Genomic DNA, 14,252 nt, shown 5'->3' with positions numbered 1-14,252 from the left:
GCTGCACCCTGCTGGAGGATTTTGGTAGGAAGATGGAGGTAAGAACATGGGATGACTCACCGATGCGTATCTACAGCCACCTCATTTTTCAATTTACAATTGTCAATTTAACTTTTTCAATCCTTTATCCCCTGCATCTCGTCTCCCCTGCCTCGCATCAATCCGTCACCTACCCGACAAAACACTTCCGCCGATGCCAAGCGAGATGTTTCATCGCCGGCCACAGCCGCGGGTCCCGCGGCAGGATCAGTCGTTTGCCGGCCATCGACGCCAGTGACGTTTGTGCTGGCGTGGAAAAATCTTCATCGAAGGCTTCAGTGGCGACGATCACGCGGTAGTCATCATCGACACTCCAGAGCCCAAGATCGAACAGCCAGTGCGAGTTTTTGCAGAGCGCGATCCCGTTTTGCGGATCATCGTTCCGCGAGCGGGCAAACGGGTGGATATGAGTCGCGTCCACGATCGAGTGCCCCGTGGTCGTAGTGATTCGGTAACCGGTCAGCGCACAAGTGTGACAGTAGGCCGCGACGACATCGACGCGGAAGCGGGCGGTACGCCCCTCGGCGCGGGCTTCTCTGTCTGCTTCGACTGCCAGCGTATCCAGTTCGGCCGCGTTGGCGGGCGGCTCGATTCCGGCCAATTCGTAGAGGGCGATTTGCTCAGCGTGCTCAAAGTAATTGGATATCAGCGTGTAACCGGCGGCTTGGCGAAACGCATCTGACTGCAGCGCCGTGAAGAAATCATCCGAAAGCCGGATCGCCGCCGTCGCATCGCGGTGTTTCGACGGTGTCCCTTCGGCGGTCAATGGCCGCCAAAATCTTGGAAGAGCCAAGGTGATGAAACGGCAGCCGGATATCAGGCGGTTGCGAACGGCGATGGGCCACGATCGACCAGTAGACCGAAAAGCGGAACGCCAGGTCTGGGGTGAGTTTCAACAGCGGATCCTGCAGCAACTCCGACTTGGCAAGTTCCAGCACAACCAGCAGCAACAGCGGCTTGTGAGGCGCGACGCCTTTAGAGCGATCGACTCGCAATTTCGCGAGTTTTTTAATGATTTTGTCGTACTCGTGTGCCACAATCGCGATCTTGCTCCGTCGACTCGGTTGACTTTTGGGAGCATGCTAAGTTGTTCCCGAATTGCACGCATCGGGCTTTTCATTCTCAATGCCGTGCTAGATACGTTTCGCTGCTCAATTGCTCGGTCGTTCGTCGGCAATCTGCGTGTTTCTTCGATAAAATGAACACTTCCATCACCGTCGCTACTTTACGTGATCGTTATGACGGTGGATTGCACTGAAGCTGAACAGAGAGCAAGTCGATAGCTGAAGCCAGTTAAATCTCCGAGCAAACGGTTCGTATGTTCCAGGACTGTTCGCAGTAAAGCGGCAGGGATACGGCACTACGCTGTTAAATCGAGCATTCTTGCGTTTTAGTAACCAGGTGCGTTGGACAATCGTGTTTCCAGGGATTGATGCCGTGCTCCACGGTCCTTTTAAGACGTTGCTCAAAAGAAAATATTGGCAGTCGAATGTCTGATGTACAAGTCTATAGCGTCCGCGCAGTACGCAAGCGTTTGTTCGCGTTGCTGGAGTTCGCTCCTCGGATTTAGAGGAGAGTTTCTTGGTGCTTTTTGCATCGCTGTCTTGCAGTGTGCTAGTATATAGCATACTTGGTTGGCTCGAACGGCGACCTTAGTGCCGAGTCCGTGTAATCTACGTAGAGCGCATCAGTGCATTGAATCAGAGTTGTTTTCTATAGGCGAATTTCGCATAAGTGAAGAGCGAATCAACCCTTTGTCGAATTGTCGGAAGACCATGCGGCATAGGGGAATCGATCGAGAGAAGCAAAGAAACGGTAATAATCGAATACTTCCGCTGGCCTGTAGAGTAATAGCTCGAATCAAATCAACGCGGCTTTTTGGGCAAGGCTATCGGGGTTGTTAGTTCGTTGGAGTGAGCGTAGCTATGAATCTTGACGTGCTTCGGGCGAATGGCTTTGCAATCAGCACTGTCATGCGGACTATAGGGCAGCGGCTCCCAGTAACCAATATGTGATTGCGTCTCGTTTAATTTGACTATCAGGAATGAATATAAGTTCGCATTTCGATCCCCCGGATCATCATCAGCGTCTTTTCTGACCAAATATTGGAACCCGGTTTTGCAAAAACTGCAATTGAATTCAAAACGACTGAGCTGCTGAATAACTAAATTGGCTCGTTATCCCTTCGTCTTGCAGGGATCCCGTCACGACTCGAAGTTGTCCGAGCCGAACCGTCGTGAACTATTAGGGAAATTGCTACTGCAACGGGCTTTTTCAGAAAACACAATGTTGAACTTCTAGTTGTTCGGTAATGCCTTGCTCGGTTTAGTGCCGTTATTCGAAGCCCTCGCCAAAAGATATTACATTTGTAACTTGCTTTTTCTTCGGTAGGAATCAATGACTCAGTGGATTTTCGCACAACTGTCGGGCGCTGCGGTTCGCCGTGACCCGCAAGAGACGGAGCTGTTTAAGACGGAAGATGCCGGGGAAGGAGAGTATGCCGGAACGGATGCGTTGGTCCGAGAAGTCATTCAAAATTCGATGGATGCTGGGACCGGGGACGGGCCAGTACGCGTTCGATTCGCTTTGCACTCCCACGCTATGTTGCCAGGTCAGAAACGTCTAGCGGAATACTTTGCACGCTTACAGCCGGGACTAACCTATCGCGACGTCGAATTCGATGGCAGCGGTGTGCCGGTTCTGCCAAACGGGTACCTCGTTTGCGAAGATTTTGGGACTCGCGGACTCGGCGGTGATCCATATCGTGCGACCGATCCACCGAACGGTACGAAAGGTGAAGACTTTTTTTGGTTCTGGCGAAATATCGGTCGCAGTGGCAAGACGGGGGATGATTTGGGGCGATGGGGACTTGGCAAAACAGTCTACCGCGCTGCCAGCCGTGTTGGGTGCATGCTCGGGATGACCGTGCGGCATGCGGATGGGCAGAAGCTTCTTATGGGCCAATCTGTGTTGAAAATTCATAGATACCAGGGCACGGAGTATGCGGCAGAAGGCTATTGGTGCGGAGGGTGCAACGATGCGGATACCGTGCTCCCAATTAATGACGATACGGCACTCGCAGAATTCGCTTCGGAGTGGAGTTTGACACGGAAAAACGAACCGGGGCTTTCGGTCGTCGTTCCCTACGTTGCAGACGAGTTAAAAGCGGAAAGCATTCTGCGACTGGCTGCGGTTAACTTCTTCGTGCCGGTTGTTCAAAAACGCTTGGTTGTCGAGGTCGCAGGCGATGGACTGCCGGGAGGACACAACGAGTATCGAGTTGACGATCAAACGATTGGATCGGTTTGCAAGAAGCTCAGCTGGACTGGTAAGGCAAGACAGAAGCTGAACACACCACCTCCAGTCGAATTTGCAAAGAAATGTTTCGACACAGCGAGGAACGCGGTCTCAACCAAGCTGCTGGGCGAATCCCGTATTCCTTCAATTACCGAGGAAGCATTCGACCCCGAGACGCTTCAGAAACTGCGAGAAAGTTTTGCAGATGAAGAGTTAATCGCTATCCGGGTTCAGGCTGCTCTATTGAAGAAGGCTGGAGGTCATGAAATTGGAGAGCTGAATGTATACCTGCAACGCACTGGGGTGAACGACCGATATGAGGCGTATTACGTGCGCGAAGGGATGACGATTACTCGGCTCAATTCCAAACCGTCCATGCGGGGAACACGCGCGTTGGTTACCGTTGATCCTGGTCCGCTTGCATCATTGCTTGGTGACACGGAGGGACCATCCCACGTTAGCTGGGACACGTCCAATGATGAACGGCCGAACCGAGTCTGGAAGACTTGGAAGGGACGCGTCAAGTTTTTTGCCAAAATCGTGGACACGCTTGTCGAGTTGCTGACTCCACCTCCCGAGAAGGCTGACTTTGATCTTTTAAGTGACTTCTTCTCTATAGAGCAACTCGAATCACCACAGAGAAAACGAAAACCCCAGTCTGATGGTGAACGAACACGAGACTTTAATCCGCCAGAGCCTTCACCTCGATGGTACAGAATGCACGGCAAAGAAGGTGGCTTTCAAATCTGCGATTCCAGCCAGCTTCCAACCCCAGTCGGAGCTTCACTTCGTGTTTCCGTTGCCTATGATATGCCTAGCGGAAATCCGATGAAACACTGGAGCAATTTTGACTTTGATTTCCGTACAAAGAATGGACCGATCAAGCTCAGCGGAAAAGGAATTTCTGCGGCTGCGAAAGAGGGCAACGTGATCGAGATGAAAATCAAGAAAGACGACTTCAGTTTGAATGCAAGTGGATTTGATATACATCGAGACCTGATCGTCCGGATCGACGAAATTCAAGATGAGTCGCAACAGACGAACGCAGCAAACGAGGTAGCATCATGATCAAGCGATTTAACTCGTTGGGACGAAAACGAGTTCCCAGAGAATGCGTCACGATCGAAGTGGAAGACGGAGATCCGCGTCGGTTTTCAGCTCATATCGATTTTGGAAGTCATAATTGGGATTCGAATGGAACTGTTGTCCTAGAAGCAACCTGTGCCGGTTCTTCATTGGTTCAGCGGTTCGACTGCGGGACTGTCGGGCAACTCAAGCAGCCAGCCGGTTTGCCGCTTAGCGACCTTCACGGACAAAACGTGTTCTTCTCTCTGAAGATTATTGATACAAGCCAACGGATCGGCCGATTGCTCGGCGTTGCGGACAACATTCGTCCGATCGCAACAGGAAAGCAAACCGTCAGTGGGCGGAAAGGAATCCTGCCAGTCGAACACGCACTGCTGGGGCAAGAACTATGGAAATTGGAGTTTCGCGAGCACGACGTTTTCCTGTTGGTCAATCAGGACGTCCCAAGTCTTTCCGAGAGCATCCGCTCCGATCCAGTGTTCTTTTCATTGATTTATCCGCAGGTTATGCGACAAGTACTCCACCGCGCGATTATGGACGGGCGGAACCTGACGAGCACGACGACCGTTGGCCGGTTCTGTGGTTGTCCTTTGGCCGAAAACTTCACCCTGATCACGAAGAACCGCCGGCACCGACTGATGGCGATGAACTCATCGATGAATGGGTGGAAATGGTCGTCGCGGAATTCTGCAAGTTGCACGAGCTGAAAAATAAGTACGCCAGCTCAGGATATGCGTTGGGATATGGAGAACACTAAACAAATGCGACTACGACAGTTTAATAAAGCCGGTATCGAAGCGTTTCGCAAATTTCTTGAAGCGTGTCGTGAGAATCCCCAAGAACCTGTGCCAACGGTTTTGCTCGAGAGTCACGATCATACCGTGTTGACGTCCGAACAGATCATTGTTGAGCCACGAGAATTTTCATCGCGACGCCAAGCCGCAGATTATTTTCAGGAGCTCCTTTCTCCGATACCGCCAGATGTGCTAAGGAAGGATGCTGGGATCTGGACGTGGCTTTCGCTGTTCTATTTTGATCAGATCTGCCCAAATGGCGATAACAATCGAAAAGTCCGCAACGATTACACGTACATCTACATGCCCGACGAATCGCGGTATTTCTACCGACACTTGCTATTTATTGCATGGCAGGTCAAGCAGGTTGCTCCGGAATACAACAGACTGTTCCTCGATTCATCGCTTGTCACTCTTGACAAGTTGACGACAGAAGTCTTCAAACGCCTGTATTTGACTCGCATTCCTTGCTTATTTGAATTGCTCGACCGGCTTTATTGGGACTGCTCAAGTAATCGCCCCGCTAAAGGAATCGTATCCCAACACAAGGTAAGTGCCGGCGATCTAATGCATCGTTTCCCGACACGCATCCGTCAGCTTGAAAAAACCTACGACTTACAGTGCTTGGATGCGGATCAGCTGTTAGAAATTCTAGGTGATGAGTTTCGGCAGCGTGCGGCCATGTCACAATTGCAAATGGAGCTAAGCTTGTAGTCAGCCACGTCGAAGTTTGCCATCGCGTCTCCTCATGGTCTTCGTAAATCGAGACAGAATTGATCACCCAAATTGTGAATGAAGTTCAGTATTAAAGCAGTACGAGGACGCAATTTACTATCGTGTAAAAGAGCGGCTTTCAAATCATATCTATTGGCTCAGTGAGTGAATATCCGTGGTATCGAATTTAAATTCTATAGCTCTGAATACTAAGGCACAACGCTCTCATTCGATCCTTTGACGGATGCGTTCGGGACGAGTCTCTTACGGAAATTTCGTTCTTGTTTACTCAGCGGCGCCATTGAGAAGGTCGAAGTTTTGGCGAGTTGACATCAACGACCACCGTCCTCGCACCGCTTTTGACATCGGCAAGACTTGGGCCTGTATCCCGGATTCCCGGGTGACAAACATTGTATACGGCTGTATCTTGGATGATCTGGTCAAAGCTCGCCATTGAATCCCCGCCTGTTTTTTGTGGTCGTATAGACTTCGTCGATGAAATCTCCGTTTCTTTGCGTTCCGCCGGAGGATTGGATTGCCTCCAATGAGCTGGCGTTTGCCATCTTTGATGGGTTCCCAGTCGCTCCGGGGCACTCGCTGGTTGTCACCAAACGGCTTGTGGCAACTTGGTTTGATGCGACGCCGGCGGAACAGGCTGCCTTGATGGAGCTGGTGAACGTCGTCAAGCAGAAACTTGACGAGACACTGCGGCCCAAACCAGACGGCTATAACGTCGGCTTTAATGCGGGGAGTGCGGCAGGACAGACGGTGGATCATGTTCATGTCCATGTGATCCCGCGTTATCGAGGTGACGTCGCCGATCCGCGTGGTGGCGTTCGGCATGTGATTCCCGAAAAAGCGAACTATTTGATCGAATCAGCGGGAAATTCGCAGGTGGATCCGGGTAAGACCGATTCCTTTTTGAGTGTGGGGCATCCGCAATCGCCGCTCTGGGAACATTTGGCTTGGCGGATCGCGGGGGCAAAATCAGTCGATGTGCTGGTGTCGTTTGTCCAGTCCTCCGGATTGGAGGTGATTGAAGAGCGGCTCTTCGAAGCGATCGCCAACGGTGCCTCGGTGCGGATCGTGGTCAGCGATTATCTGTTTATCTCGGACCCGAAAGCGCTGCGGACGCTGCTGGGGTGGTGCGAGCTTTCGGCGGAAGAATCATCGTCGCCGCGGTTGTCGGTCAAGCTGATTGAAATGGCGAAGCTGCCGTCCAACCCGGCATCGTTTCACCCCAAGGCGTGGCGGATTGTCGAAGAGTATCGCGACTTCATCTCCGTGGGAAGCAGCAATCTTTCGAAACCGGCACTACTGACTGGCGTCGAGTGGAATCTGTTGTCGACTACGAACACGCAGGAATCATCGCATGCCCAATTTACCGAACAATTCGATCTGTTGTGGGACGTTGCTTCGACACTGACCCCGGATCTTGTTGGCGACTATGCGAAGTCGGCGGAAGAATATCGCCGCGAGCATTTTGTTCCGGTAACGCCTGAGACGCTGGAGCTTCCTTCGCCTCGTGCTTGGCAGGTCGAGGCGCTGCAAGCACTTCAGCGTGTTCGCGACGCCGGCCACCGGCGGGCTCTTGTGGCCGTGGCGACCGGAATGGGGAAAACATGGTTGGCGGCCTTTGACGCTTGCCAATTCGGCGAGTCCAACCGGCGACGACCTCGAGTGCTCGTGATTGCCCACCGGGCTCATATTCTGGCACAAACCGAAGCGGTGCTTTCCCGGTTATTGGACCATCGATTCGCCGAAGGTTCGACGGCGTGGTACATCGGTGAACGTAGCGAACTAGCGGGTGATCTGGTGGTTGCTTCGGTTCAGAAACTGTCACGCCCCGAAGGATTGCAGCGGCTTGCCAAAGAACATTTCGATTATGTGATCATGGACGAAGTGCATCATGCGAGTGCACCGAGTTATCGCCGCGTACTCGCCAAACTCGATTGCGACTTTGCCCTTGGCTTGACTGCGACCCCGGAGCGTACCGACGGCGTCGATGTGGCCACGATCTTTGACGACAACTTGGCTTTTCACGCGTCGATCGGCGACGGCATTGCCGAAGACTCGCTGGTCCCGTTCCACTACGTGGGGATCAAGGACACCGTCGACTTTCGGCAAATCCCATGGCGAAACGGCCGCTTTGACGTGGCGGAGCTGGAGCAGCGTGTTGCTCGCAGCGAGCGTATGGATAAGCTGTGGGTGTCGATGCAAGAGCATCCGGCCGAGCGTACGATCGTATTTTGTTGTTCCAAGCGTCATGCACTGTTTGCTCGCGATTGGTTAATCGCGAAAGGTGTCTCATCGGCAGCGGTCTTTTCGGGCGAGGGTAGCGATAGCTGCGGAGAATCGCTGGAACGGCTTCGCAGTGGCGAGCTTCAGACGCTGTGTGTGGTCGACATGTTCAACGAGGGCCTGGACATTCCGGCCGTTGATCGAGTCGTAATGCTCAGGCCGACCGAATCGAAGATCATTTTCCTACAGCAACTGGGCCGTGGACTGCGGGCCAGTGAAGGTAAATCGCGATTGTTGGTGATCGACTTTGTTGGCAACCACCGCATTTTTGCACAACGGATCGTTCATCTGCTGTCGCTGCGTTCGGGCGGTGATAAATGGAAACCGCTGAAGGATTGGCTTGGGGGGAAAGAGGTTGATCTTCCCGAAGGTTGCTTGCTGGATGTCGAGCTCGACGCGAAGGACATGCTCAAAAAATTTCTTCCCAAAGGCAAAAGTGCCGCGATCGAAGGCTACCGAGCGATTCGCGATGAACTGGGGCGACGTCCAACGCCAATGGAAGTGTATGGGCAGGGCTATTTGCCTCGGACAATTTGTGCTGGTGAAGGAAGTTGGTTCGAGTTCGTCAAGGCCGAAGGCGATTTAAACGAAGCGGAAGAAGAGGTTGTTGCTCTCTATGCGGACTGGCTCAAGACAGTGGAAACGACCAACCTGAATAAATCGTACAAGATGGTGGTGTTACGAGTGTTGCTGGATTCGGACCAACTGTTCTCCGGTGTCGGATCGTTCGAGTTCGCCAAGAAGTGTCGGCGATTCATGCAAAGCCACGAGGTGCTGAAGCGGGATCTTCGGGGATCCAATCATGCGGTCGACCATGAATCAGCAACGGACGAAGAATGGGCGAAGTGGTGGGGCGATTGGCCAATCGATCGCTGGTTAGACAAACAGAATGGAACGGTCTGGTTCGCGATGAAAGAGGATCTGTTTCAATCGACGATAGATTGTCCTGATCACTTGAAGCCGACGCTTGAATCGTTGAGCGAAGAACTGGTCGACTGGAGACTGGCAGCATACACCCGCAGTCGGCGTTTGGTTGCATCTGAGGGACAGGATCTAAGTTTCGAGGGCAAAGTTTCTCACACCCGCGGCCGCCCGATCTTATTTTTGCCTGAAAAGTCAAAGATGCCTCGTCGGCCGATGGGTCCGACGAGCGTGCTGCTCCCCAATGGTGAAGTATGGGAATTCAAGTTTGTCAAAGTCGCGTGCAACGTGGCGGCTCCCGCGGGCGAAAAGAAGAACCAGTTGGGCGACCTGCTGCAAAAATGGTTTGGTCCAAAAGCAGGTTTGCCGGGAACCAATTTCCATGTGCAATTTACGAATCAAAACGGACAGTGGCATGTGGCGCCGTGCCAATTCGATGGGGCGATTCAAAGCGATCCAGTCGAGCCCATTGAGCTGGAGGCTGATTTTGTCGTTCCGGAGGTACCAAAGGCTGCAAAATACAAGACGCACGCACCGGTTTACGACCTGACGGTTGCCGCCGGGGAGTGGGGGCCTGAGGGAGTACCGGCGGCGATTGGCTGGATCGAAGTTCCCAGTGGGCGGCTAGCCGAAGGGATGTTTGCCGCTCGCGTTACAGGGCATTCGATGGAGCCGACGATACCTACAGGGGCTTGGTGTTTGTTCCGCCCAATTGATGCGGGATCGCGAGAAGGAAAACTGCTGCTCGTCCAGGTTAACACGCATACCGACCCCGAAGAAGGCGGTCGGTACACGATCAAACGATACCACTCGACCAAGCATGTTTCTGACGATGGCTGGGAACATATTGCGATCGAGCTACAGCCGCTCAACAAGGATTACGCTCCGATCCAAGTGTCTGCCGATCAGGCCGACGATCTGAGAGTGATCGGCGAATTTGTCAGCTTGATCGCGCCGTCAACATCGGGTTGACGGTTGGGCTGTGGTACGGATGCAAGCGGGTGGTTCTGTCTCTCTGGTCGGGTGGCGGTGGGACATTGAGTCCATGGCATCGAACTTGAAACAGGGACTCATTGCGTTGTCCGCTACCAAAACAAGAATACGGCGTTACAAAAGGGGCGGGGACTCGTTGCCTCGTCCAATACCGTAAACGTCTTGAAACTAACGGCGGCAGGGGCCGCTGCATTCATTTGTTAATCCAAGAGCACCGATGATCGTAAAAGAAAAGGAATCTCCTCGTCCCACCGATGCAATGGGGAAAGCTGGATATGAAGCGGAAAAACAGATGGCATTCTTCTTGCGGCGTGCCTTTGCCGAGTCGCCTGATGTAATGGTGTTTAATGATGTCATGTATCAACGAAATGGCGAGCGAGCACAGATTGATCATCTGGTGATACATCGATTTGGTTTCGTGATCGTCGAAAGCAAATCGGTGACGGGAACCGTCGAGGTGAATGAGCATCTCGAATTCGTCAGGAAATCAGGGGGGCGACGCTCGGGGATGCGATCGCCGATCGAACAGGGGCGACTGCAGGCTCAGTTGCTGCAGGATTTGCTGAATGATGCGAAAGAATCGCTGCGGCCGAAAAAACTGTTTGGAAAAGTCCAGCCTTATTTCGGTGACGAACGGTTTACCGTATTTGTGGCGATCTCGGATCAAGGAGTGATTGAGCGGAACGGAGCCAACCCGCCTGAATTGATGAAGGCTGAGCGGGTGGTCAAAGAGATCGTGGAAAAGACGAACCGCTACCAGCAAACTCAGGGAGTCAAAGGGTTGGTCAATTTCCTGGCGGCCGGGAAGGAGAAAACAAAAGAACTCGAAGAACATCAAGTCGCCGCATTTACTGACGCTGAGATGGAATCGATCAAAGCGTTTTTGACGGAGCAATGCAAAGCCACTGTGACAGCGAAACGACCCACACGGACTGCAGTTGCCGCGAAAGCGGTGACTGCGGAAAAGCCCGTGAGGGAGAAAAAAGAGGTCGCTGCTAAACAGGAGATTGCGGCGGACGAGGCCGGGGGAGCGTCACCATCGGGTTTCAAGTGTGGTGATTGTCCGTCGACGGATGTCGAGATTCTGTATGGCCGCTACGGCTACTATCTCCGCTGTCGGGCTTGCGAGGCTAAGAAGACGGTGCCGCAAAAATGCGAAGTTTGTGGCAGCAAGGCGAAGCTTCGTAAAAAAGGCAATCGCTTCTTTCGTGATTGTGAGTCTTGTGCGGCTCCCGTTCTGCTGCATTGCAATCCCGTCAGTGCGGAAAACGTTTGACGCGGGAGAAGGCAGGCAAATTGAAAAAGTTAAATTGACAATTGAAGAGGGAGGCGGGAGCCTCGGGGGCAGTGCGTTCCCAGGCGGGAGCCTGGGAACGAGGAAACGAGGAAAGGCCGATTGGAAAAGTTAAATTGACAATTGTAAAATGATGAAGGGAGGCGGGAGCCTGGGATGCAGTGCGTTCCCAGGCGGGAGCCTGGGAACGAGGAGTTAAATTGAAAAATGAGGGTGGCTGTAGATGCGCGTCGGTGCGTCGTTTTATCTTCCTGCCACCAGCTTCCTGCCAAACTTTCCAGCTTGGTGCGGCCGCCTCGATAGACTGGTGGTCTGTCCAACGCGGGACAAAACTCTTGGCGAGTTTCGCTTGCGAAACGTGATGGTGCGCGAGGCCTTGCACCTGATGACAGGCTGGAGGCCTATCCCATTTTTGGGAACGAGGAAAGGCCGATTGAAAAAGTTAAATTGACAATTGTAAATTGAAAAATGAAGAGGGGAGGCGGGAGCGGCGGCGGTGTCGTGGTTCGATGTGTGTTGGCAATTCGCTGGCGGCTGTTGGCCGCTTTGTTGCTTGCGGGCTGTTGATTTGATGAAGTTTCCTGTGGCAAGAGGTGGCTGATGGACCACCTCGTCTGTCATTGGTGTATTCGACGGACTTGGAAGTCCATCGTACGGCTAAATCCACTGCCTGCTAGCCACGGTTCCTACGTCCAACCAGTACTGGCGCTCAATCAGCCAACTTGCAAATGCTTGGCGTCTTACGGTGCGCAGGGCGTTAAAGGATTGGTAGGAAAATGGAGGTAGGAAAATGGAACTCTTCACGTGTCTTGTCGCTGCTTGCGATGAACCGCGGCGCATTGGCTTGTCGATGTCACCATCGCCACAATTCCCCAAGACATCGGTGAGTCTTCCTATCTTCCTGCCACCATCTTCCTGCCAAAATTTCCGGCTTGGTGCAGCTTCCTCGATAGACTGGTGATCTGTTCAACGCTGGACAAAACTCTTGGCGAGTTTCGCTACGAAACGTGATGGTGCGCGATGCCTTGCACCTGATGACAGGCTGGAAGCCTATCCCACTTTTGGGATTGGGATTACTGCTTTGCCAAGTGCTTGGCGAGCTCTTCGAGCGATAAGCGGCCGTCTTTGTTTTCGTCGGCCGCCTCTAGCGTGGATGACGACAGTTTGCCGGGGCCGGTTTCTGCCGACGATAACTCCGCCGATTCGATGAACGTCGATCGGTCGGTGTCGTGACGCAGTAGCAGACGGCGGGCGTTGGCGAGATGCGTGTCGTTGAACCCCAGCCGCTTTCGCTCGCGGGCGATGTACGTTTGCACTTCGCCAAGCGTGACGGTGCCGTCGGAGTTGGCATCGAAGCGAGTGTATTGTGAAGACGCTGCCCCGTCGGCTGAGAACGCGTCGCCGCCCATCTCGTCTTCGCTGATTTTGCCGTCTTGGTTGCGGTCGGCCATCGCGATGATCCGTTTCGCTTTGACGCCGTCCGATTTGCTCAGCCCTAATTCACGCCGATGCTTCGAAAACAAGATCGCCAGCTCGATGTTGTTCAGCTTGCCGTCACCGTTGTCATCGTGATTCCGGACATCGCCAGGCAATCCCGCGGCCGCTGATTCTTTAGCATCAAGGTTCTGGTCGCCGTCCTTGTCAAACTTTCGCATCGTCTTGATCGCACTCATGTTGTCGACCGCTTCGATACCGAGTTCGCGGCGGAGGACGCGGTTGAAGGCGAATTGTTCGGCGATTTCGATTGCTGTGATGATGCCGTTGGCGTTTTTGTCAAACTTCGACGGATCCGGCGGCCAGCCGTCGGCAATCTCGTCGGCATCCAGTTGCCCATTGCGATTGGTGTCATGCCGCTTGACGAAGGTCTGGGCATTGTTGCGATCGAATTGAGTGATCCCCAATGAGTCTCGCTTGTGTGCGAGATAGATTGCGACTTCCAGATGCGTTAGTTTGCCATCGTGATTCAGATCGAAGGTGGCCTGCTGGTCAGCCCACGGTAGTTTTTTGCGTTCCAACTCGTCAATGAAGCCGTCTTCGTCAGCGTCGCAAATCGTCATCGTTCGTGTGGCGTCCGACAGATCGGACTGGACCAGGACGAGTGAGAAGAGGTCGGCCGGATCGGATTCGGGCTCAGGTGAAGATGTCTGCGACCAGGCTGGTGCTCCGTGGATACCGAAAGCGTGGATCCCGAAAGCTAGCAAGAGCAGACCGAGTGGCCAGCAGCTTGAATGTTTCATCGCATCACTCCTGAGGCCCCAACGACATGGATTTGAATCGCTTGATTGGTTTGAGTGTATTGCATGTCGCGGCGGTTCGCTGACCTTTTTCGTTCGTCGATGCTGGAGGAGGATGGAGGGTGGGTGGTTGATTGGGCGGGGGAGCGAGGAGACAGGAGCGAGGAGACAGGAGCGAGGAGAGGGGGAGAGGGGGAGAGGCTTGTTCCACGGCTCCTGCCTGCGGGAGATCCGGGGTAGCCAGTAGCGAAAGTCGCAGAGATTTTTGGTTGGTGGGGGCTTCTGGTGCTACGGCACGCGGGGAAGCATTGAAAAGGTTAAATTGACAATTGTAAATTGAAAAATGGGGAAGGAGGCGGTCGGAAGTGATCGCGGCGTGGATTCCGCCGGGGCAAGCCCGTGACGGAGATCGTCTGACGGTTCGGTTTCGTTGGTAGCTGCCAGTTGCTCGCTCCGCCTGGACAAGCCAGGCGGAAGCGGAGACGCGCGGGGCGTAGCGAAAGTCGCAGAGACTTTTGGGGGGCATATTGTGACGAAATGCGTTGATATTCGAAGCCTTGCACACGATGACAGGCTGGG

General features: G+C 53.4%; 8 protein-coding genes. 5 read left to right on the top strand and 3 right to left on the bottom strand.

The window, feature by feature from the left end:
- Positions 1–169 precede the first annotated feature (169 nt).
- Both RMSM_RS36400 and RMSM_RS41965 read right to left on the bottom strand, forming a co-directional pair.
- The gene (locus RMSM_RS36400) at positions 170–805 is read right to left on the bottom strand and encodes an HNH endonuclease (RefSeq protein WP_008692228.1); all 636 of its coding nucleotides are present in this window, start codon (positions 803–805) and stop codon (positions 170–172) included.
- Positions 741–1,034 (bottom strand): hypothetical protein, encoded by a 294-nt coding sequence (locus tag RMSM_RS41965; protein ID WP_201767001.1) that lies wholly within the window; start codon positions 1,032–1,034, stop codon positions 741–743. Before RMSM_RS41965 ends, RMSM_RS36400 begins: the two co-directional genes overlap by 65 nt.
- Positions 1,035–2,436: 1,402 nt before the next feature.
- On the opposite strand from RMSM_RS41965, the gene RMSM_RS04535 reads away from it, so the two are divergent.
- The 5 genes from RMSM_RS04535 to RMSM_RS04515 all read left to right on the top strand — a co-directional run bounded on the left by RMSM_RS04535 (position 2,437) and on the right by RMSM_RS04515 (position 11,421).
- Positions 2,437–4,404: a hypothetical protein gene (locus tag RMSM_RS04535; RefSeq protein WP_008692224.1), complete on the top strand. Its 1,968-nt coding sequence runs from the start codon at positions 2,437–2,439 to the stop codon at positions 4,402–4,404.
- Positions 4,401–5,129: a hypothetical protein gene (locus RMSM_RS04530; RefSeq protein ID WP_008692222.1), complete on the top strand. Its 729-nt coding sequence runs from the start codon at positions 4,401–4,403 to the stop codon at positions 5,127–5,129. Before RMSM_RS04535 ends, RMSM_RS04530 begins: the two co-directional genes overlap by 4 nt.
- A gap of 174 nt (positions 5,130–5,303) precedes the next feature.
- Positions 5,304–5,930: a hypothetical protein gene (locus tag RMSM_RS04525; protein ID WP_144057372.1), complete on the top strand. Its 627-nt coding sequence runs from the start codon at positions 5,304–5,306 to the stop codon at positions 5,928–5,930.
- Between the two features lie 495 nt (positions 5,931–6,425).
- A complete protein-coding gene (locus tag RMSM_RS04520) occupies positions 6,426–10,124 on the top strand; it encodes a DEAD/DEAH box helicase family protein (protein ID WP_008692218.1) in 3,699 nt (1,232 codons plus the stop codon).
- A gap of 238 nt (positions 10,125–10,362) precedes the next feature.
- Positions 10,363–11,421, top strand: coding sequence for a nuclease-related domain-containing protein (locus RMSM_RS04515; RefSeq protein ID WP_008692215.1), 1,059 nt, complete (start codon positions 10,363–10,365; stop codon positions 11,419–11,421).
- 1,091 nt (positions 11,422–12,512) lie between these two features.
- Here RMSM_RS04515 and RMSM_RS04510 read toward each other — a convergent pair.
- The gene (locus RMSM_RS04510) at positions 12,513–13,676 is read right to left on the bottom strand and encodes a hypothetical protein (RefSeq protein ID WP_040764092.1); all 1,164 of its coding nucleotides are present in this window, start codon (positions 13,674–13,676) and stop codon (positions 12,513–12,515) included.
- Between the last annotated feature and the right edge of the window lie 576 nt (positions 13,677–14,252).

Origin of the sequence: Rhodopirellula maiorica SM1, from assembly GCF_000346295.1 — a bacterium.
Classification (GTDB): domain Bacteria; phylum Planctomycetota; class Planctomycetia; order Pirellulales; family Pirellulaceae; genus Novipirellula; species Novipirellula maiorica.
Note: the sequence above shows the minus strand (reverse complement) of the source record. Positions and strands in the feature narration are given on the sequence as shown.

What these genes read in the sequence shown, in the direction of transcription:
- RMSM_RS04535 (WP_008692224.1), top strand. Translation starts at nt 2,437, where the DNA reads ATGACTCAGTGGATTTTCGCACAACTGTCGGGCGCTGCGGTTCGCCGT.
- RMSM_RS04530 (WP_008692222.1), top strand. Translation starts at nt 4,401, where the DNA reads ATGATCAAGCGATTTAACTCGTTGGGACGAAAACGAGTTCCCAGAGAA.
- RMSM_RS04520 (WP_008692218.1), top strand. Translation starts at nt 6,426, where the DNA reads ATGAAATCTCCGTTTCTTTGCGTTCCGCCGGAGGATTGGATTGCCTCC.
- RMSM_RS04515 (WP_008692215.1), top strand. Translation starts at nt 10,363, where the DNA reads ATGATCGTAAAAGAAAAGGAATCTCCTCGTCCCACCGATGCAATGGGG.
- RMSM_RS04510 (WP_040764092.1), bottom strand. Translation starts at nt 13,676, where the DNA reads ATGAAACATTCAAGCTGCTGGCCACTCGGTCTGCTCTTGCTAGCTTTC.